Raw genomic sequence first — 21,149 nt, 5'->3', positions numbered from 1 at the left:
GGGCTGCGGCGCAGCGATGGGGGGCATTTTAGAACCCCCGCCTATCCCCGCGCTCTGTCGCCCAGTTTGTGCCGCACTGCAACACCACCCGCTATGATCTTGGCACCGGGCTTGCCGCAGGCACTGCAGGGCGGGCCCCTCTCCCAGCAACAGGACCCAAGGAAGACAGATGACGATCCAGACCGTAGGCGTAATTGGTGCAGGCACCATGGGCAACGGCATTGCGCAGACCTGCGCGGTGGCCGGGCTGAATGTGGTGATGGTGGACATTTCAGACGCCGCCGTGCAAAAGGGCTTGGCAACGGTGGGCAGCAGCCTGGACCGCCTGATCAAGAAGGAAAAGATCAGCGAAGCCGACAAGGCCGCCGCCCTCGCGCGCATCCAGGGCAGCACCCGCTATGAAGACCTGCAAAAGGCCCAGTTGGTGATCGAGGCAGCCACCGAGAACTACGAGCTCAAGCTCAAGATCCTGCAACAGGTCGATGCGCTGCTGGACCCCTCGGTGCTGCTGGCCTCGAACACCTCATCGATCTCGATCACCCAGCTGGCCGCAGCCACCAAGCGCGCGGACAAGTTCATCGGCATGCACTTCTTCAATCCCGTGCCGATGATGGCACTGGTCGAAGTGATCCGGGGCCTGCAAACCAGCGATGCCACGCACGATGCGGTCAAGGCACTGGCCGAGAGCCTGGGCAAGTCGCCGATCAGCGTGAAGAACTCACCTGGCTTTGTCGTCAACCGCATTTTGGTGCCGATGATCAACGAGGCCTTCTATGTGCTGGCCGAAGGCATTGCGTCAGCCCAGGACATCGATGACGGCATGAAGCTCGGCTGCAGCCACCCGATTGGCCCGCTGGCTCTGGCCGACATGATCGGCCTGGATGTCTGCCTGGCCGTGATGGAGGTCTACCTGAAAGACTTTGGCGACAGCAAATACCGCCCCTGCCCGCTGCTCAAGGAAATGGTCGCCGCTGGCCAACTGGGCCGCAAAACCGGCAAGGGCGTCTACAGCTACGCCTGATCGCGCGCGCCCGCGCTGCCCAGCGATTCCTCCCCATGCCCGCGCCACGCAGCACCCCGATCTGGAAAAAGGCCCTGCCCGTGGCCGCGCTGGTGCTGGCCCTGGTGGCCTGCCTGGCCGGCTTTCGCCTCTGGAAGCAGCAGCTCGAAGAGGCGCCGGTCGATGCGCTCTACCGCGACTACCTGGCCTATGTGGCCGCCAGGGTGCCGGCCGCCGATCTGCACCTCAAGCGCTACTACCAGCGCTATGGGCGCGACACGGTGGCCGCCAAGCACTTCAAGCCCATCTGCCGCAGCGTGACAGCCATGGCAGACCAGCAGGCGCTGGACCTGGGCGCCAGCGAGTGGCACACGCTGGCCGGGAGCTGCCGCACGCGAATGAGCAGCGATGAGATCCACCTTCTGCCCTGAGCAAACACCTCATCACATACAACAGAGACAAGCATGCCCACCCCCAACCTCTTCAAAAAAGCCATGGCCGCCGGCCAGGCGCAGATCGGCCTGTGGTCGGCCTTTCCCTCGCCCTACATCACCGAGCTGCTCGCCGGCAGCGGCTACGACTGGATCATGCTCGACACCGAGCATTCGCCCAACGATGTGCCCCAGGTGCTGCAGCAGCTCCAGGCGGTGGAGGCGGCCCTTCAGCCCCGCCCGACCAGCGCCGTGGTGCGCCCGGCCTGGAACGATCCGGTGCTCATCAAGCGCTACCTGGACATTGGCGCCCAGACCATTCTGATCCCCTTTGTGCAAAACGCCGACGAGGCCCGTGCCGCCGTGCAAGCCATGCGCTATGCGCCCCAGGGCATTCGCGGCATGGGCGGCTCGATGCGCGCCAGCAACTTTGGCCGTGACCTGCAGTACGTCGACGATGCTGACAAGGAGCTGTGCCTGCTGGTGCAGGTAGAGACCGCGCAGGCGCTGGACCAGATCGAGGCCATCGCCGCCGTCGATGGCGTGGATGGCATCTTTATCGGCCCGGCCGATCTGTCGGCCAGCATGGGCTACCCTGGCCAGCCGCGCCACCCAGTGGTCAATGCCGCGATTGACAACGCCATCACCCGCATCCGCGCTGCCGGCAAGGCCCCCGGCATCCTGATGGTGGACGAGGCCCGCGCCCGCGAATGCCTGGCCCTGGGCGCGCAGTTTGTCGCGGTCTCGATGGACCTGATCCTGCTGCGCAGCGCTGCCGATGCGGTGGCGGCCAAGTTCAAGGACAGCAGCGGCCAGGTGGTGCAGACCGCGTATTAAACGCAAGGCGGCAACCCAGCTGCAATCTGCGGCGCGGCTTGCCTCCCTTTAAAACGAACCCTGGGGCCATGCACCGGCCTTTGCCAAATACCCTGCTTCTGGAATGTGTGTTCACAATTTAGTTGTACGCAATTTAATTGAGCACTATAATTCAACCCATGCCCAACGCCACCTCCGCCACTGCCCACAACGCGCTGCTGCTCGACCAGCAGCTGTGTTTTGCGCTGTACTCCAGCTCGCTGGCGATGACCAAGCTGTACAAGCCCTTGCTCGAACCATTGGGTTTGACCTACCCGCAGTACCTGGTGCTCTTGGTACTGTGGGAGGGCGATGGCTGCATGGTCTCCGAGCTGGGCGAGCGTCTGTACCTCGATTCGGGGACCTTGACGCCGCTGCTCAAGCGCATGCAGACGGCAGGCTGGCTGCAGCGCCAGCGCGACAGCAACGATGAGCGCCGTGTGCGCGTGTACCTGACGGAGGCCGGTCGCCAGCTGCGCGAGCAAGCCGCGGCCATCCCCGCCTGTGTGCTCGCGCACAGCCAATGCACGGTGCAGGAGCTGCAGGCATTGACCCACCAGATCCAACAGCTGCGCAGCCGACTGGCCGCGCCGCTGCCCGCCGCTTCTTGATGAAGCATGTTTTTTCGTTCCACCCTTGACCAGGAGTTCACCATGGCTACTCTCGAAAAAGTTCTGTACACCGCCCACGCACACACCACTGGCGGCCGCGACGGCGCATCGCGCACCAATGATGGCCGCCTGGACGTGCAGCTGTCCTCGCCCGGCACCAGCGGCCAGGGCACCAACCCCGAGCAGCTGTTTGCTGCCGGCTACTCCGCCTGCTTTATCGGCGCGATGAAGGCGGTGGCCGGCAAGCAAAAGCTCGCCCTGCCCGATGGCCTGTCGATCGACGCCGAAGTGGACCTGGGCCCCGTCCCCAACGCCTACGGCATCGCCGCCCGCCTGACGGTGAACCTGCCCGGCATGGACAAGGCCGTGGCCGAAAAGCTGGTGCATGACGCCGACCTAGTCTGCCCTTACTCCAACGCCACCCGCGGCAATATCGACAAGACCCTGACCGTGGTGGTCTAAGTCGCGCAGTTCAACGATTGACGCTCTCCAGTGCAGCCGGTGCATGCCTTGCATGCCCGGCTTTTTTTGCGTCCCTGTGGTCAGGATGGCCGTCACAAGAAGGGCGCACAATGGCGGTATGCACGATACCGATGACTACCCGCCCAGCAGCCCCGCGCAGGAGCATGCCTATGCCGCACTCACCCCCGATGTGGTGCTCGACGCGCTGGCGTCGGTGGGCCTGTGGGGCGATGGCCGCCTGAACCCGCTGTCTTCCTACGAAAACCGCGTCTACCAGGTCTGGCTGGAAGACGGCAGCAAGGTGGTCTGCAAGTTCTACCGCCCGGGCCGCTGGAGCGATGCGGCCATTGCCGAGGAGCACCAGTTCTCCCAGCAGCTGGCCGACGCCGAAGTGCCGGTGGTCGCGCCCCTGCAGCTGGGCGGCCACAGCCTGCTGCAGCATGGCGGTTTTCGCTTTTCCGTATCGCCCTGGCGGGGCGGGCGCCAGCCCGATCTGGACGACTGGGAGGTGCTCGAATGGGTGGGGCGCTTTCTGGCCCGCATCCACACCGTGGGTGAGGCCCGGCCCTTTGTACACCGCCCCAGCATCAATGCCCAGGACTTTGCCCGCGAGCCCCACGACTGGCTGATGGCCCAGGGCGCCATTCCGCCCGGCCAGCGCAGCGCCTGGAGCGATGCCTGCCGCCGCGCCACCGACAAGATCTGCGAGATCATCGATCCGGGCGATGCCAGCGGCCACTTTGCCGCAGGCAGCTACCGCAGCCTGCGCCTGCATGGCGACTGCCACCCGGGCAATGTGCTATGGGTGCCGCCCGAGCACCAGGGCGGCGGCCCGCATTTTGTCGACCTCGATGACACGCGCAGCGGCCCGGCCGTGCAGGACCTGTGGATGCTGCTGTCGGGCGACCGCCAGCAGCAAAGCGCGCAGCTGTCGACGCTGGTCGAAGGCTATGAACAGTTCCGCCCCTTTGACCGGCGCGAGCTGGCACTGATCGAGCCGCTGCGCACGCTGCGCCTGATCCACTACAGCGCCTGGCTGGCGCGGCGCTTTGACGACCCGATCTTTCCGATCCACTTCCCCTGGTTTGGCAGCGAGGCCTACTGGCAGGAGCAAACCCAGATGCTGCAGGCCCAGCTCATCGCGATGGATGAGCCGCCGCTGTACGTTTAAGGAACCGGTTAACAGCGGTTGTCCAAGCGGCAGTCGGGCAGCAGTTGCCCATCCGCACCGCGCCACTGCAGGTTGGGATCATGCTCGCCCGAGGGTGGGCTGACCACCCCAGGCACCACCACGCCGGGCTGCACCGGCTGGGCATAGTCCGGTGCAGCGGCGGGGCCAGACGCTGGCGCTGCCGGGTCATACAGCACCGTGCCGGTGCCCACCCCCACGCCCACCTGGGCACCCCCGACGGAGGTGCCGACCCCGACACCTGCATTGCCCGTCACCTGGCCGCGCTGGTTGACCCCCACGCCGACACCGACAGGGCCCAGGCCCGTGCCCACCCCGGCGCTGACCCCGCCACTGCCCACCCCCACGCCGACCGAGAACGGCCCCACCGGCACGCCCACGCCCACATAGGGCGAGCAGGCGGACAGCGCAGCCACGGACAAGGCGGCAGCGGCCGCACGGCAGGGGTGGGAGAGGAAAAAGCGCATGGCAGGCATTCGGATCATGGCTATTTTTAACAGCGATTGCTACACCAGCCTCTGCCGCAAGGGCATTGCATGCAGATGTCCTACGCCCAGCGATGGGCACCCCGACAGCGCGGGGACATGCCGGGCCCGACTCCCTACAATCCAGGCCACCGTCCTTCCCGGGCCAGCCGCTACCCGCCGCTGGCCTGCTGCTGCCACCGCAGCCCAGCCCCAAGTTCTGATCATGAAATACCAATGGCCGCCCTATTTCTGGGTGTGCTTCTCGATGTGTGTCGGCGTCATGGGCACGGCGCTGGCCAGCCCGCTCTACCCGCTCTACCAGGCCCAGTGGCAGCTGCCGCCAAGCGCGATCACCCAGGTGTTTGTGCTCTATATGGCCGCAGCGCTCACCAGCCTGATGCTACTGGGCGCGATCACGACCCGCTATGGTTTTTTCAAGGTGCTGCGCGCGGGGGTGGTGCTGATGAGCGCAGGCGTGCTGCTGTCGGCGCTGGCCTGGAATATGCAGGTGTTTGGCTTGAGCCGCATCATCATTGGCCTGGCCTCGGGGATGATCACCACCTCGGCCTCGCTGGGCCTGACCCAGCTCAACACCAGCGGCGACACGCAGCGGGCCGCTGCCACCACCAGCTTGACGATTGCCTTTGGCTTTGGCCTGGGGCCCATTGTCGGTGGCCTGGTCGCGCAATGGGCGCCTTTTCCGCTGCGCAGCGCCTATCTGCCCTCGCTGCTGCTGAGCGCCTTGGCGATTTATTCGCTGTTCCAGGTGCAGCTGCCGGCCCACCTGCAGCCGGCGCCTGCCAGCAGCAGTTTTGGCCTGCGCCAGCTGATGCCGCGCCTCACCTTCCCCGAACGCACGGCGCTGCGCCGCTACGGCCTGGCGTCGATGGGCGCCTTCTGTGCCTTTGGCATGTTCAGCCTGTTTGCCTCGCTCGCGCCCAGCTTTATGCAAAGCATGCTGCCCTAGCACGGGCCGGCCATCAGCGGGCCGTCGATCGGCCTCATTCTGCTGCTGTCGGCCGCCTCGCAGTATGCCGCCAAGGGCTTTGTCACCCGCAAGGTGCTGATCACCGGCTATGCCGCACTGGCGCTGTGCAATCTGCTGCTGATCGCCAATGTGTTTGCCAGCTCGGCGGCGGTGTTTCTGCTCTGCGTGCTGAGCGCTGCGCTCGGCCATGGCCTGTGCAACCTGGGCGGTATCTCGGTGGTCAACCGGGTGGCGCGGGCTGACAACCGCGCCGGCCTGCTGGCCACCTACCTGGTCATCGGCTATGTGGGCACCATCTTGCCGATTCTGGGGATTGGCTGGCTGTCCGACCAGGTGGGCCTGTCGCGCGCGCTGCTCGTGTTTTGCGCAGTGTTTGCGCTGCTGGCCACGGCGCTGGCGCTGGCCACCTGGCGCACCCCAGTGCCGGTGCCCGCTGCCAAGCACTAGCCTTATTTGCGCGGCGGCAAGGTGATGCTGATCTCGTGCGAGATCTCGGGGCCGCTCTCGGCCGGGCGGATCACCTGCTCAGGCGGCGGTGGGGGGGGCGGCCGCAGCACAGTGGGGCGCGGCGCCAGCTTGGGCTGGATGTTTTTCTTCCAGGCCTCGACCAGCACCTCGTTGACAAACTGGCGGTCCAGCCACAGCCACAGCAAAAACGGCACCAGGGTGGGCAGCACCAGGCTGCCCAGCTGGTAGCCATAGGCGAGCAAGTCCAGCTGGGTCTGCGAGATCTTGAGCAGGCGCAGGTCGAGATTGGTGGCCAGCACCATCTGCATCAGCAAGCTGGTGGAGATGCTGAACGCCTGGAACGGCAGCAAGATCACATAGCCCAGCACCGCGCGCCAGATGCGGCCCTTGCGCCAGGCCGCCAGCAGCAGCGCCAGGAAGATTGGAAAGCCGTAGGCATAGCGGCCCGGGTCGCCATCGACCGAGATCTCGGCCCAGCGGCCACCGGTGTTGGCATTGGCCACGCCCACCGAGGTATCCACCTCGATCTTGCCGGGCGCGATATGCACCTGCTTGACCCAGCCCGCGGCCAGGTCCAGCATGCCTTCCTTGGAGATCACCGCCACCGGGTAGCTCATCCACGGCGACAGCTGCACCCACAAGGTGGTCAGCACGATGATGCCGGCAAAGGCCAGCAGCGCAAATCGCTGTATCGGGTTCAAGCGCTTCATCCCTCTTCCTCTGTATCCGCCCTCCTGGGGGCTCTGTGCTTCTTCTCGTGCCTATGGAAAAAAGCCAGCAGTGCTTGCACTGCTGGCCGGTTCAGATCAGGCGGCTGCCAGCGTGGGCTCGGCCCCCGAGCCCGAGGGAGGCGGTTGGTCCGAGCCATCCTCGGCCCGCTTGGCGCGCTGGCCGGCACGCACCCAGACCAGCCAGACGACCAGCACGTCCAGCATGATCAGCGCCTGCCACAGGTACTCGTGGGCAAAGTTGAAGGCCGTCATGTTCCACTGGCCCAGGTAGAACAGGCTGATCACGCGCACGATATTGACCGCTTGCACCGCGATAAAGCCCAGCACCAGGCCGATGAGCTTGTGGCGCCAGCTCGAGGGGAAGGCCATGATGGCGGCAAACAACACAATGCAGGCCTCGATGCCATTGCAGCCGGCCTCGATCGACACGCCAAAATTGGTGGCATGGTTCCACAGCACCTTGCCTTCGGCGACAGCAGACTTGTCAAACCAGGTCACCAAAAAGGCGCAAATCTGCGCCAACATCGCCGTCCAGGGCTCGACCAGGTGCTTTTGCACCCAGCTGAGCATATTGAGACCAAACAAAGTGAGCTGCAGCCCCAGAAATACAAAAAAGAAGCGAACCATGGTACGTGCCTGCTGTCGTCGAAGTGGACGTAGGAGCAAATATAGCCGTTAAAGTTCTGGCCGGGGGAAATGCCTCTGTCAACAACTGCTGTTCCTGCGGCAAATCCCCCACGCAAAAAAAGCCGCGCATGGCTATGCGCGGCTGGGGTGCTGGAGGCAAATCCTATGGCATAGCCTTCTCAGCTGCGGCGTCCCAGTCGCAGTGCGGCCAGGCCAGCCATGGCCAGCGCCATCAGCAGCAGCGCCCCAGGGACCAAGGCAGGCACGGGCACTGCGGTCTGGTCACCGGGCCGGCCTTCGCCGCCGCCATTGTCCTTGCCAGCAATGGTTGTGGTCCCCGAGCTTTCGTTGTTGCTCGGGTCGCTATCGCCGGGCAGGTCCACCACGGCGGTATTGACCAGGCTGGCCGGGCCTTGCAGCGCGGCATCCACGGTGGTCTCCACCGTCAAGCTCACCGATGCACCCACGGCCAGCGGCTCCAGCACGCAGCCCAGCGTGCGGCTGCCTGCGTCAAAACGGCAGGCCGGCGAGGCTTGCACAAAGACCAGGCCTTCGGGCAAGACATCGGTCACGCTGGCTTCGCGGCTGTCGGCCGGACCGTTGTTCACAACAGTCAAGGTGTAGGTCAGCGCATCGCCTGCGGCGGCCTGGGCCTTGTCCACCGATTTGGTCAACGCCAGATCCACCAGCGCCAGCGGCGTCTCGGTGTGGCTGTCGTTGTTGGACTCGTCGGTATCGCCGGGGCTCGTCAGGCGGGCGCTGTTGACCACACGGGTCTGTCCTTCCGTACGCGACAGCAGCTTGGCGCTGAAGGGGAGAGCCACTTGCTCACCGGCGTTGAGCGTGGTGATCTCGCAGCGCAAGGCGCGCGTGGCCTCGTCATAGCTGCAGCCGGCAGGGGCCGCGCCTTCCAGCGCCAGGCCTTCGGGCAGCACATCGCTGACGACCGCCTGGCCGTTCACCAGGTCATTGCGCGGGCTGGCTGCCGGGTCTTCCTCGTTCTTCACCGTCAAGGTGTAGGCGATCAGATCGCCCACATCAACGGCACTGGTGGCCGAGGTGGTCTTGGTCAGCGACAGATCCACATAGCGCAGCTTGTCCAGCTCTTCGGGCGAGATTTGCGCCGGGTCATAGGTGGAGGTACGGTCCGTGGTCTGGTTGTTCTTGCTGACATCCATGCCGCCCAGCACTTCCACATCGGCCGCCACCGTCGCGCGGTGGTTGACGGTGCCTACGGCGCGGCCATCGAGCAGCGCAGCGGGCTCCATCGTGAACTTGATCGCCACCGATTCATTGGGCGCCAACCAGGGGAAATCACAGACCAGACTGCCCGCCAGCGCACCGGCGGCCGGCACGGTACAACTGCCCAGGCCAATGCGGCTATCCCCATTGGCCAGTTGCACGCTGTCGAGCGAGACAAAGCGGAAGTCGGCCGTCGATCCCGCTGCCGGGAACTGGTCCACCATCTGCACGCCCGTCGCATAGGACTGCGATGCACCGCTGTTGGTCACCGTGATCGTGTACTGGGTCTTGCCGGTGTCCAGCGGGATGCCGTCATGGGTATGGCGCATGTTCACCAGCACATCGACCTGGGGCTTGTCCAGCGGCACCGTTTCGTTGGCGCTGTTGTTGCCCAGGTCCGTCTCCGGCGTGACCGAGGCCACGAGGACGCTGTTGTCCAGCTGAGGCGGGTAGTCCTTGGCGCGTGAGCGCAGCTGGTAGCTGACCGTCTTTTGCGCGTTCTCGGCGACCGCATCGGTCCAGACGCAGGTCATCGTGCGGTTGGCTTCGGTGATCTCCAGGCCGGCGGCAAACGTGGCGCCGCCGCTCAAGCTGCAGCTGCCACCGCTGATGCTGGGCGCAGAGCCCACCAAGATGGTGTCGAGCGGCAGGCGATCAGTCACGCGAACCTGGCGCGCCTGCGAGGGGCCGCTGTTCTTGGCCGTCAAGGTGTAGGTGATCGCCTGGCCGGCGGCAGCGCTCTCGGGTGCGGCCTGCTTGGTCACGGTCAGATCGGTCAGTGCTTCGAGCACTACCGAGGCCTGCGCACGGTTGTTGGCGGTGTTGAACTCCGCCGTATCGGGCGAGCGCACATCGGCCACATTGACGATGGTGTTGGTCTGCGTGGCATCGTCCTGGGGGTCCACATACTGGCGCGCCTTGATGACGACCAGATACTCAACATCCGGGTCGGCAGGCAGGTTGCGCAGGGTGCAGCTGACGGTCGCAGACTTCTGGTGGTTGTCACCCGAAATGCTGCAGCCATCGGAGGCGGCAGTGCTGCCCGCCTTCAAACCCTGCGCCTGGCCCTGCGGCACCTCAGGCATTTGCACCTCGGCCGTCAGATAGCGGCTGTTGTCATAGGTTTTCACCCCCAGTACGCCGGCGCTGACGTCGGTCAGCAGGTTGCCGATGACATCGGTCACCGTGACGGTTTGCGCAGCCTGCAGGTCTAGATTGCGCCCATTCTCAGGCACATCGTTTTTCACACGCAGGGTGTAGACCACCTCGGCACCCGAGGCCTTCGCGCCACCGGTGATCGCGGCGGACTTGCTGATCGACAGGTCGGCCTGGCGCTCCGATATGTTGACTTTGTTGCTGCTCACGATCTGGCCCAGCGGCGCACCGTCACGCCCCTGCATACCCTCCAGTGCAGCGCCGTTGGCGATGGAGGCAAACTGGCCGTTTGCCGCATCGATGTGGGCCACCACATTGAGCAGGAGCTCCGAGGTGCTGCCAGCCGCAATGCCGCCGCTGAAGGTGCAGGTCAGCAATTTCCCCAGTTCGGTGGCCGTGCTGCTTGCGGGGCTGCAGACCCAGGGAGACCCAGCGGCAACGCCCAGAAACTGCAGTTGGCCGTCGAGCTGGTCGGTCACCGTCATGGTCTGACCGGACAGCACATCCAGCGGCCCATTGTTCTTGATCTTGATCGCGTACTGGTATTGCTGGCCGGAGGCAATCACCGACGCCGTCGTGCTTTTGCTCAGCGCCAGATTGACCTTGTTGCTGACCAGCACGCTCGCCTGCGCCTGGTTGTTGGCGCCCACATTGGCGGGCGGCTCATTGCTGGCCGAGACCTCGGCCGAGTTGTTGATGACGCTCTCTGCCGCCACCGAAGACACATCCACCAAGGCCTTGACCGTGATTTGCGGCAGGTTCGGGGTAAAAGCACCGCTGTACTGGCAGCGAACGATTTGCGCGTTGTTGCTGCACACCCAGTCGTTGCCAGTCGCACCGACGAACGTGACACCGGCAGGCAGGGTGTCGGTGACGACAATGTCCTGCGGCACCAGCTCTCCGGCGACCCGCTTGGCGCTGAGCGTATAGGTCACCGGCACAGGCGCGCTGGCCTGCTTGTCCAGCACCTTGGGATTGACGACCTTGGTGAGCGCCATGTCCAGGTTCACATTGGGCTGCACCTGGATCTGCACATCATCGGTGTTGTTGTCAGGGTCGGCATCCAGAAACAGCTGACCGGTGGCGGTCTCCCCCGACACCGACACCGCACTGGCCACCTGGCCGCCGCTGGTCTTGACCAGCAAAGGCACGCTCAGCAGCGGCAAATCCTGGCCACGGCCGACCGACTGGCCAGCGGGCACGGTGTAGCTGCAGCTCCATACCGGCACGGGCTGGTTGGCGCTGGTGTCATCGGCCAGCTTGCACACCCAGCCATTGCCGCCAGGGCTGCCCTGGAACTCGGTGCCCTCGGGCTGTGGAAAACGCAGTTGGGCCTTTTCACCCGCCTTGAGCGCAAAGGCATAGGGCGAGTCGGCATTGCGCACCTGCAGCTGGTAGTCGACCTTGTCGCCCTGGGTGTGGCTTGCGCCATTCACCGGCGCGAGGATCTGCACAGCCAGATCGGCGCGTTGGTAGGTGGTGATGGTGCGCTCGATGCGGCTGTGGTTCGGAGCCGCCTCGCCCGCATCCGGATCCGCGTTGTCGGGGCTGGAGGCAGACGCCTGCGCCGTCCAGTCCGTCCCCGCGCTGGGCAGCTTGACGCGGAAGTCCACCGCGACAAAATCGGTCGCCGTCACCAACGCAAGATTGCATGTCAGCGCAGCGCCTGCCTCGATGGTGTCGCCGGCCTGGGGCAGCGGCTGGGCACATTGCACGCCGGCGGGCGCGACGATTTCCTGAAAAATGGCGCCCGCAGGCAGCTGCTGAAGCAGCGACACATTGGCGACCTCGCCGCTGCCGCCATTGAGCTTGACCTTGGCGCGGTAGACAAAGTCGGCGCCCACCGGGCCATTGACCGAACCGCTCTCGGCAACGGCCCCGGTCTGGGCGACAAAGGCGTCATGGTTCACAAAGATGTCGTAGCGGGTCGACTGCGCAGCGGCCATCGCCGGCAGCAGACCAGAGACCAAGGCAAAGGCAACGCTGCACCGCAGGGGGCTGCGTAGCGGCGGCGATCGATACGGGAGTAACACTTTCAATGTCCTGTTTAAAAAGGCAAAGCTCCGCCCTCTCCTGAAAAACAGAGATAACGGCTTGCGTGTTCAGTGAAATAAAAGATTTCCGCTAAATACCAAAGATTTTCTGAGCGATCACAGCGATAACACCCAGTGGTAGTAACGGATTCTTAAGACCCTGCTGTACCTGACAACAAGGGCTGCGAATGTAGCACCGACCATTCACCTATATATGCAATAAACTTTTAATAAATTAATTGAATATATAAAAATGATGCACCAAAACGATGCAGACCGGGCCATAGCATTTCCGGTCCAGCGTTGGACCGCTGGTATGCGCTGCTGCCTCTGCGCTCCCGCAGGCATGCCGTGGGCGTTGAATGCATGCGCTGCCCAGTGATGCACACGCAGCGCCGCTGTGCATGCAGCCGCGCTGAAGAGATAAAACCGCAATAAATTGATTTATCTAGCAAATAACAGATCTAGAGCAGACGGTGGCGGCTCGAAGAGACAACCAGAGCCAAAGCGATGTGCGCGGTATCAAGGTCCGCGATGGGGCACAAGTTTTCTTGCGGTAGCGTTTTTTGAACCCTCTTGGCATGCAGGCACTCAGGATAAAAACAATTTGACACAAAATTAAAACACCCCGATGCGGCAGCTGCTGGTCCTCAAAATGCATCGCCGCCGATATGTCAACAATTCTTAACTTTGATTTTATCGGGCACTATGGAATTATTTATCACTAAAAGTAAGCACTTCCCTCGTGATAAAAAGCAAATAATCCATCGATATTCACAAAAAAGAATAAAAACCACACACCATTGCCAACAATGGCTGGCATGAAATTCCCACTCCGTTTCTGCAGGGGCCAACCCGCTGCCAGGCCTCAGATAAAAAAATCCCCGCCCGGCTTTTCAACCGGCGGGGATTTTCATTCGGTGGGTGCGGCTTTATGCCAGCAGTGCATTGACCCGTTTGACATAGGCGGCAGGGTCGTCGGGCAAACCGCCTTCGGCCAGTACCGCCTGGTCAAACAGGATCTGGGCCAGGTCGTGGAAGTGCACCGAGCCGTCCAGCTTCTTGACCAGCGGGTGCTCCGGATTAACCTCCAGCACCGGCTTGGACTCGGGCGCTGGCTGGCCCGCCTGCTTGAGCAGGCGCGCCAGTTGCAAGCTCATGCCGCTGTCCGAGACCACGAGGCAAGCGGGCGAGTCCACCAGGCGGCTGGTGGCACGCACGTCGTCTGCCCGGTCCTTCAAGGCTTCCTTGAGCTGGGCCAGCACCGGCTTGAAGGCTTCGGCGGCTTCTTCGGCCGCTTTCTTCTCTTCCTCGTTTTGCAGCTTGCCCAGATCGACAGCGCCCTTGGCCACCGATTGCAGCGGCGTGCCGTCAAAGTCCTGCAGGAAGTTCAGCGCCCACTCGTCGACCCGGTCGGTCATCAGCAGCACCTCGATGCCCTTTTTCTTGAACACTTCAAGCTGCGGGCTGCTCTTGGCGGCGGCCAAGGTGTCGGCGGTGATGTAGTAGATGGCGTCCTGCCCCTCTTTCATGCGCGCCTTGTAGTCGGCAAACGAGGTGTTCAGGCCGTCGTGGGTGGTCGATGCAAAGCGCAGCAGCTTGGCGATGCGCTCCTTGTTGCCCATGTCCTCGCCCAGGCCTTCCTTGAGCACCGCGCCAAACTCGCTATAGAAGCGGCTGTATTTGCCTTCCTTGGCCTTGTCGTCTTCGCTGACCACATCCACCACGCCATCGCTGCCTTCGGCATCGGCCTGGGGCTTGTCGTGGCGGGCCAGGTCTTCGAGCATAGCCAGCACGCGCTTGACCGAGCCATCGCGGATCAGGCGCACATCGCGGCTTTCCTGCAGCAGCTCGCGGCTCACGTTCAGCGGCAAGTCGGCCGAGTCGATCACGCCTTTGACAAAGCGCAGGTACTGCGGCATCAGCGCCTGGGCATCGTCCATGATGAAGACGCGCTTGACGTAGAGCTTGATGCCCGCGTGCTTGCCCTGCTGGTACAGGTCAAACGGCGCCTTGGCGGGGATGTAGAGCAGCTGCGTGTACTCGGTATTGCCTTCGACCCGGTTGTGGCTCCAGGTCAGCGGGTCTTCGTAGTCGTGGCTGATGGCCTTGTAGAAGTCCTGGTACTGCTCGGGCGTGATGTCCTTCTTGGCACGGGTCCACAAGGCGCTGGCCTTGTTCACGGTTTCCCACTCGCCGGTCTTAGCCATCTCGCCGGGCTGGTCGTTCTCACCCTCTTTCCATTCTTCCTTTTCCATCAGGATGGGCAGGCTGATGTGGTCGGAGTATTTGGCAATCACTTCCTTGAGCTTGTAGCCGTTCAAGAAGTCCTGCGCGTCCTCGCGCAGGTGCAAGATGATGCTGGTGCCGCGCTGGGCACGGTCGATCTGCTCGACCTCGAAGTCGCCCATGCCGCCGCTGGTCCAGCGCACGCCTTCCGAAGCCTGGGTCCCCGCGCGGCGCGACTCGACGGTGATCTTGTCGGCCACGATGAAGCCCGAGTAAAAGCCCACGCCGAACTGGCCGATCAGCTGCGAATCGGCCTTCTGGTCGCCACTGAGCTTGTCCATGAAGGCCTTGGTGCCGCTCTTGGCAATCGTGCCCAGGTTGTCGATGGCCTCTTGCGTGGTCATGCCGATGCCGGTGTCGGTGATGGTCAAGGTCTTGGCCTTGCTGTCATAGGACACGCGCACTTCTAGATCGGGCTGGTCGCCGTACAGACCGCTGTCATTGAGCGCTTCAAACCGCAGCTTGTCGCATGCATCCGACGCATTGGAGATCAGCTCGCGCAAAAAAATCTCCTGGTTCGAATACAGCGAATGCGTCACCAGGTGGAGCAATTGGGCCACTTCGGCCTGGAAGGAATGGGTTTTTTTGGTCATGGGAGGTCAATCTTCATCAACACAGATCAAGGGCCTATATGGGTGCGGGCCGCGCCGTTTCAAGCTATACCGTCATTTTAGGAATTGTTTATCCAAACAATCTATATCAAGCAAAGATTTATGACATAGATCGCTGATAAATGATCATGATCACCCGTAGAGCAGATATTCAATTTCCTTTATGCACACCATCACATCTCATTGTTATTTCCCCTGACACACTTAACGTTGTGTATCAAATTTTGACATTTGATTGGTGGCATCCACGCAAAATAAATCCAACGTTAGTTAACACCTAATTACAAATGAATGTTGTTGAGCGGCATCCCTTGTGCAGCGGCACTGGATTCTTCCAGGCGTTTACAGGGCTTGCCGCTTGGGGGATGTTGGTGCTGGTGCTTGGTGGGCATGTGCCCCTAGCCCAAGCACAGAGCGATCAGGCAGTCAGTGCCCAGGTGGAGTCACTGAGCGCTGCCCAGGCCGAACAAGCCCGGCTGCGCGCCCTCGTGGAGGCGGCGCCCGCCGCCTACGAGGACAACTTCATGAGCGCCGATGAACTGACGGCCCTGCGGGCCGGTGAAGCCGACGAGCTAGACCCCAGCACTTTGCCGCTGGGGCTGCGCAGCTGGGTGCTGGAGAGCCGCCTGGGCGTCGCCCAGTCCGACAATGGGGAGCTGGGCAGCAAGCGCGGCATCGAGCTGGGCCAGCGCATCCAGTACCGCCAGCAGACGCTGAACTATGGCGAGTGGCTGCTGCAGGCCGATGTGCGCAGCATGCATGGCGGCCAAGACGCCTTCAATGGCATTGGCGCCCTGGGCTATGCCCGCCAATCCAGCAGCCAGCGCATCACCGTGCAGAACCTGGCTATGCCCCTGACACCGGGCATCCGCATGGATACCACCATCGGTGACGGCTACAGCGAGCTGACCCGGGGCCTGGGCCAGAACTACCGCCTGATGCTGGGCACCAGCACCTTGCGCGGCCTCTCGACCCGAATCTATGGCGCGGACTTTGACATCAGCGCCGGCATGGGCCAGCGCGGCGACCTGCTTGGCGGCCCCTACCCCGGCTTCGAAAAAAGCCAGGGCACGCTCGCCTGGGTGGGCGCCACCCAGCGCCTGGGCGGCGCCTGGTATGCCGCAGGGCAGCTGAACCAGGCCAACCATATCCCCGCCGTGGACTACGGCCTGTGGAACGACCCAGGCAGCGGCAGCAAGCGGGTCAGCAGCTGGGCGGCGGCGCTGGGCTATGGCTCGCCCACGCAGCAGGACGGCGCATTGCGAGGCCGGCTCACCGCGCTGGGCAGCAGCACAAGCAGCGATTCGGCACAAACCCCATCTGGCAGCGCACAAGGCCTGTACCTGGAGGCAGACACCAAGCTGGGCCGCTACCGCCATACCTGGGGTGCCTATGTGACCCGCCCCAATCTGCATTTTGGTGACTACCTGCTGCCCTCGGGCACCCAGGGCGCCTACTGGCGCATGGACCATAGCACCAGCCGCATGAGCTGGGGCACGGGGGTGGATGTGGAGCGCATGCGCGCGAGCAACTGGCCGGCCCAGCAGGGCCAGACCCGCGTGGGGCTGAGCGGCAATCTGCACTACCAGCTGGACCGCCGAACCGCGCTGGGCGGCAACCTTAACGTCTACCAAACCCGCTATGCAGGAGACGGCCAGGGTGGCGGCCTCGATGGCAAGATGCGCAGCCTTTATGCCTATGCCTTCTACCAGACCCGCTTTGGCGAACTGCCACGCTCGCGCTTCAGCCTGAGCCTGCGCAGCAATGAGCAGATTGTGCTGGGTGACGGCACCGCCACCGGCCGCGAGCTGCAGTGGGAGCAGGACTGGATCAGCGCCCAGCGCGAGACCATGCGCCCCGAGCTGGTCACCACCTTGGGCTGGGCCGATGACCGCAGCAACGGCAGCCACCAGCGCTACCCCACGGCCGGGGTACAGGGCCGCTACTGGGCCAGCAACAGCCTGAGCTTTTTCGGCCATCTGCGCTACACCTCGCAAAGCGGCGGGCTTTTCACCAGCCGGGGCCTGTCGGGCAACTTTTCGGCCGAAAAGCAGTGGGGCAACGGCTGGAGCATGGGCCTGGGCGTGCTGCTCAACCAGGCGCGCCTGGCCACCACCCAGGTGCTCAGTTGGACCAGCCCGCAAATCTACCGCAGCAACGACAAGACCGCCTATGCCTATCTGCGCTGGGAAGGCGGCACCGGCCGGCCCTTTGCCGTCGCTGGCGGCATGCCCGGCAATGGCAGCGGCAGCGTCAGTGGACGCGTGTTTTATGACGCCAACAAGGATGGCCGTGTCCAGGCCGATGAATCCGGCGCGCAGGGTATCGAGGTCGTGCTCGATGGGCGCTACCGCACCACCACCGATGCCGAAGGGCGTTTCTTTTTCCCGATGGTTGGCGTAGGCCGCCATCAGCTCAGCCTCACGCTCGACAGCGTGCCCCTGCCCTGGGGCGCAGCCGACGGCACGGTACTGAGCGTTGATGTTCCGCTGCGTGGCGAAGCCAACGCCGAGATCCCCATCACCAAGGTGGAGGAATAACCATGCAGCAGAACCCAGGCCCCCGATTGCGCACCCCGTGCACGGTGTGGGCCAAACCCCGGCGCCCAGGCGCTTGCTCTCTTGAAAGACTCGAACCATGAAACACCCAAAATTGAAAGCATTGGCGCTGGGATCTGCCCTGGCGCTGGCCTACGCCGGCCATGCCTTGGCAGAAAGCCAATACGGCTTCTCCTCGGCCGGTACGGGCACCGTGACCGCCACCGCCAAGGTCAACCTGAGCGTGGTGATCCCCAAGCTGATCCTGCTCAAGGTGGGTTCCAGCAATGCCGTCCAGGACACCGTCACCTGGAACGCAACGCTGACCATTCCGCCCACCCCCGGCACCACGCCCACGGCCACCGCCAACAACGTCCAGGTGCCCTGGGATGGCACCGCGCCCACCGTGGCCGTCACCCCTACAGGCAACGTGCTGTCGGTGGCTGCCTGGACCAATGCCGGCACTGCCAACATCAATTGCGCCGTGGGTGCCTGGAGCCCGGCCGCTGGCGGCCCACCCAATGCCAACTTCACCGTGACAGCAGCAGGTGCAACGCCGGTGCCCCATCCCGGCGCCAACCTGGGCGCATGCGCATCCACCACGCTCACCCCCAACACCTTGTTGAGTGGCACCTGGACCTATGCGCTGACCGGCACGGCCACCGCCTGGAGCGCCGGCACCTACACCGGCTCCGTCACCTATACGGCGACAGGCGTCTGATGCGCAAGCGCGATGCAACCACCGCCGCGCGTGCCGCCCGGCGGGCAGCACGCGCACCGCTGAGTGCGGGGCTGGTACTGCTCGCCTGCGGCATCACGGTGCCCGCCAACGCCGTCATCATCACGGTCAGCGACAGCGCAAGCACCGCCAACTACGCGCTGTCGCTGCAGGTGGGATCTGCTGCCGGTACCGATACGGTGCAGTTCAATGTCTCAGGCAACAATGCGGGCCTTACACCCACCGCCGTCACCGGCTCACCCGCCATTGATATCTCGGTCACGCCGGTTCGCCCGATCATTGCTTCGGAAGTCGCCCGACCCGTCACCTTGCGGGTGGACTCCAGCGCCGGCCTGGTCTGCCAAAGCGGCGCCTGTGGCAGCACCGTCATCCCGTTCAGCAAGATCAGCTGGACGGTCAGCAACAGCAGTGGCTCGGCAGCCGGAGATATTCAGAGCGGTCAGTTCAACGGTGCGACCAACCAACAGATCGCCAGCTTCAACGCCAATGCCAACATCTGCTCGATTCCGATCATCATTCTTTGTCTGGGCACCTGGACGTATCAGACGCGCAACATGAATGCCACGCGCATGACATTCAGCTATGCCAACGACACGTTCTACCCGGCAGGGACCTACCGGGGCACGGTGTATTTCACCGCGTCGATGGAATAAGGAGACGGGTCCATGCCCAGCTTTCGCCTTCGCTGTTGTGCTGCTCTATTGGCCATGGCCGGCGCCTGCGGCCAAGGCGCCCATGCCCAGGCCACCCGGCTGGACGACTCCAGCTCCCCACGTCCCCAGATCAACTCGGATTTTCGCAATGCGCAGATGCTGGATCCGAACACCATCAGCCTGCCTTTCGGACATGTGGAATACCGCTTGGCCACCGCCGCCTATGTGGGCAAGCAGGCCCGCATTTACTACGTCATCCCGTTGGCGGTAGCTGGCCTGCGCTCGCCCATGGGCATGCAGGTGCAATGGCGCAGCAGCGGGCTGTTCCAGGGCGGCATGGGCCGGCCCGGCGACCGCGTGCTGGTCTGGAGCGGCGTGGTGCGTGCGCCCTGGATCACCGAGAGTTTTGACTTGCAGTTGCGCCTAGACCAACGCCAGTTGCAGATGGGCCTGGGCGGCAGCCTGCGCTTTGAATCCTATTTTGAAATCGAGACCCAGCCATGAGCTTTTCCTCCTTCGTGCGCCGTTCTCTGGCCCTGACCCTGCCGCTTGTCGCCTGCCTGGCGCAGGCAGCACCGTTCGAGATGGCGGTCTCCCCATCGCGCTTTGAGCTCACCGCCAAAAACGGCGAGCGCATTGGCCAGTCCATTGACCTGCACAACCTGGGCTCGGCCGCCACCGCCTTGTCGGTACGGACCCTGGACTGGAGCTACTCGGCCGAAGGTCAGATCAGCTACCACGACGAGCTGCTGCCCGGCAGCTGCCGCCCCTGGGTGGCACTGGAGCGCCGCACCGTCAAGGTACCGGCGCAGACCAAGCAGGCCTTTCGCTTCCAGATCACGCCGCCGGCCGATGCGCCGCGTGGTGAATGCCGCTTCATGATCGCCATCGAAGGGGTGGAGCCCGCCCAGCAGACCATCATCCAGAGCGGGGGCGCCAGCCTGAGTCTGCCGGTCACCGGCCGCATTGCCGTGGCCGTCTATGTGATGCTGGGCGGCGCCGAGCCCAAGCTCGAAGTCGAGCAGATCGGCATGCGCGACATTGCCGGCAAACGCAGCCCCTCCATCACCGTGCGCAACAGCGGTGATGCCCATGGCCGCCTCGAAGGCACGGTGGACGCCAAGGATGCCAAAGGCCGCGACTTTATGCTGGCCGTGGAAGGCACCCCCATCATGCCCGGCCAGACCCGCCACCTGGCCCTGGTACCCAAGGGCGAAGATGGACAGCCTGCCATTCAGCCCAGCTACCCGATCAAGGCCAGAGGCCTGCTGGACTGGGACAAGGGCAGCTTCAAGCTGAACGCGGATTTCCAATGAACACGCAGCGCTGCCCGCTGAAGCTGTTGCGCCATGCGCTGCTGCCATTGGTGCTGACTGCCCTGTGCCCAGCGGCGCAGGCAGGCAGTGCCACCTCCGGCACCGGCAACCTGCCACGCAACACCCCGGCTGTGGCGCTGAACTTTTCCATCCAGATCGACAAGTATGTGTTTTTCCGCATCGGCGATGGCGCCTGGCCCACGCCGGGCGGCACCACCTCGCAGGTCGGCTTCAGTTTGAGCCCGTCCATCCCTGCGGTGCCCACCACCCCGACCACGGGCAACAACACGGCCGTCAACTGGAATGGCACCGCGCCCACCTTTGCGGTCGCCGCCAGCGGCAATGTGTTGCCCGTGGAGGTGCGCAGCAATGGCGGACAGGTCAGCGTGTTCGCCACCGTCACCACCGCGCTGACCAGCGGCGCCAACACCATTCCGATGAATATGGTCAGTATCACCAGCAGCGACGCAGCCCTGCCGGCGCCCACCATTCCAGCCAGCGGCACCGGCACCAGCGTCAATGTCACAGGCGGCGGCACGGGCACGGTCAATAGCCTGGTCACCATCCGCAATGCGAACTGGACCTTTGCCTACAACAGCGCCATCAGCCGCACCGCCGGTAATTACAGCGGGCAGCTGAGCTTTACCGCGGCCGTGCCTTGAGGGATTCCCAGCGCCGCCATACGGATCGGCGCGCAGTTATTGGTTACGATGGCAATCCCATCAGATTTTTGAACGATTTCGCC

The 21,149-nt window shown here is 63.8% G+C and carries 18 protein-coding genes and 1 pseudogene; 14 read left to right on the top strand and 5 right to left on the bottom strand.

The annotated features are described in order from the left end of the window. Positions 1–133: 133 nt before the first annotated feature. From N4T19_RS18895 to N4T19_RS18870, 6 genes and pseudogenes are all read left to right on the top strand, one after another. Positions 134–1,021: pseudogene (locus N4T19_RS18895) on the top strand (3-hydroxybutyryl-CoA dehydrogenase); the annotation flags it as partial. A gap of 35 nt (positions 1,022–1,056) precedes the next feature. Next, positions 1,057–1,431, top strand: coding sequence for a hypothetical protein (locus N4T19_RS18890; RefSeq protein ID WP_116927753.1), 375 nt, complete (start codon positions 1,057–1,059; stop codon positions 1,429–1,431). A 33-nt stretch (positions 1,432–1,464) separates the two neighbouring features. Further along, positions 1,465–2,268: an HpcH/HpaI aldolase family protein gene (locus tag N4T19_RS18885; RefSeq protein ID WP_182344822.1), complete on the top strand. Its 804-nt coding sequence runs from the start codon at positions 1,465–1,467 to the stop codon at positions 2,266–2,268. A 158-nt stretch (positions 2,269–2,426) separates the two neighbouring features. Further along, entirely contained in the window at positions 2,427–2,897 is a 471-nt protein-coding gene (locus tag N4T19_RS18880; protein WP_260718769.1) for a MarR family winged helix-turn-helix transcriptional regulator, read from the top strand. Between the two features lie 42 nt (positions 2,898–2,939). Further along, entirely contained in the window at positions 2,940–3,359 is a 420-nt protein-coding gene (locus N4T19_RS18875; protein ID WP_260718768.1) for an organic hydroperoxide resistance protein, read from the top strand. A 118-nt stretch (positions 3,360–3,477) separates the two neighbouring features. Beyond that, a complete protein-coding gene (locus N4T19_RS18870) occupies positions 3,478–4,530 on the top strand; it encodes a serine/threonine protein kinase (RefSeq protein WP_116927750.1) in 1,053 nt (350 codons plus the stop codon). Between the two features lie 8 nt (positions 4,531–4,538). Here N4T19_RS18870 and N4T19_RS18865 read toward each other — a convergent pair whose 3' ends face one another. Next, positions 4,539–5,024, bottom strand: coding sequence for a hypothetical protein (locus N4T19_RS18865; protein WP_116927749.1), 486 nt, complete (start codon positions 5,022–5,024; stop codon positions 4,539–4,541). Between N4T19_RS18865 and N4T19_RS18860 the strand changes: the two genes are divergently transcribed. Both N4T19_RS18860 and N4T19_RS23390 read left to right on the top strand, forming a co-directional pair. Next, positions 5,014–5,982, top strand: coding sequence for an MFS transporter (locus N4T19_RS18860; protein ID WP_313900071.1), 969 nt, complete (start codon positions 5,014–5,016; stop codon positions 5,980–5,982). The two genes, N4T19_RS18865 and N4T19_RS18860, sit on opposite strands and share 11 nt — an antisense overlap. A 12-nt stretch (positions 5,983–5,994) precedes the next feature. After that, positions 5,995–6,450 carry an MFS transporter gene (locus tag N4T19_RS23390; RefSeq protein ID WP_313900095.1) on the top strand — a complete coding sequence of 152 codons (456 nt, stop codon included), beginning with the start codon at positions 5,995–5,997 and terminating at the stop codon, positions 6,448–6,450. 2 nt (positions 6,451–6,452) lie between these two features. Here the strand turns inward: N4T19_RS23390 and N4T19_RS18850 are convergent, their stop codons facing one another. The 4 genes from N4T19_RS18850 to htpG all read right to left on the bottom strand — a co-directional run bounded on the left by N4T19_RS18850 (position 6,453) and on the right by htpG (position 15,141). Beyond that, positions 6,453–7,181, bottom strand: coding sequence for an exosortase H-associated membrane protein (locus tag N4T19_RS18850; protein ID WP_021024941.1), 729 nt, complete (start codon positions 7,179–7,181; stop codon positions 6,453–6,455). Positions 7,182–7,277: 96 nt separating this feature from the next. Beyond that, positions 7,278–7,829, bottom strand: coding sequence for an exosortase H (gene xrtH, locus N4T19_RS18845; protein WP_116927747.1), 552 nt, complete (start codon positions 7,827–7,829; stop codon positions 7,278–7,280). 179 nt (positions 7,830–8,008) lie between these two features. Next, positions 8,009–12,196, bottom strand: coding sequence for a DUF11 domain-containing protein (locus N4T19_RS18840; protein ID WP_260718766.1), 4,188 nt, complete (start codon positions 12,194–12,196; stop codon positions 8,009–8,011). A 995-nt stretch (positions 12,197–13,191) separates the two neighbouring features. Next, on the bottom strand, positions 13,192–15,141 hold the full coding sequence (gene htpG / locus N4T19_RS18835) for a molecular chaperone HtpG (protein ID WP_116927745.1): 1,950 nt from the start codon (positions 15,139–15,141) through the stop codon (positions 13,192–13,194). A gap of 410 nt (positions 15,142–15,551) precedes the next feature. Between htpG and N4T19_RS18830 the strand changes: the two genes are divergently transcribed. From N4T19_RS18830 to N4T19_RS18805, 6 genes are all read left to right on the top strand, one after another. Further along, a complete protein-coding gene (locus N4T19_RS18830) occupies positions 15,552–17,699 on the top strand; it encodes an MSCRAMM family adhesin SdrC (protein ID WP_260718765.1) in 2,148 nt (715 codons plus the stop codon). A 97-nt stretch (positions 17,700–17,796) separates the two neighbouring features. Then, positions 17,797–18,417 (top strand): hypothetical protein, encoded by a 621-nt coding sequence (locus N4T19_RS18825; protein WP_232539510.1) that lies wholly within the window; start codon positions 17,797–17,799, stop codon positions 18,415–18,417. Next, positions 18,417–19,088 carry a hypothetical protein gene (locus N4T19_RS18820; protein ID WP_260718764.1) on the top strand — a complete coding sequence of 224 codons (672 nt, stop codon included), beginning with the start codon at positions 18,417–18,419 and terminating at the stop codon, positions 19,086–19,088. Before N4T19_RS18825 ends, N4T19_RS18820 begins: the two co-directional genes overlap by 1 nt. Positions 19,089–19,100: 12 nt before the next feature. Beyond that, on the top strand, positions 19,101–19,592 hold the full coding sequence (locus tag N4T19_RS18815; RefSeq protein ID WP_243419463.1) for a hypothetical protein: 492 nt from the start codon (positions 19,101–19,103) through the stop codon (positions 19,590–19,592). Further along, positions 19,589–20,404 carry a fimbrial biogenesis chaperone gene (locus tag N4T19_RS18810; protein WP_260718763.1) on the top strand — a complete coding sequence of 272 codons (816 nt, stop codon included), beginning with the start codon at positions 19,589–19,591 and terminating at the stop codon, positions 20,402–20,404. The genes N4T19_RS18815 and N4T19_RS18810 overlap by 4 nt, the downstream gene beginning before the upstream one ends. Beyond that, entirely contained in the window at positions 20,401–21,066 is a 666-nt protein-coding gene (locus tag N4T19_RS18805; RefSeq protein WP_260718762.1) for a hypothetical protein, read from the top strand. The genes N4T19_RS18810 and N4T19_RS18805 overlap by 4 nt, the downstream gene beginning before the upstream one ends. The last annotated feature ends 83 nt before the right edge of the window (positions 21,067–21,149 follow it).

The organism is Comamonas squillarum (assembly GCF_025309455.1).
GTDB lineage: Bacteria > Pseudomonadota > Gammaproteobacteria > Burkholderiales > Burkholderiaceae_C > Comamonas > Comamonas squillarum.
Note: the sequence above shows the minus strand (reverse complement) of the source record. Positions and strands in the feature narration are given on the sequence as shown.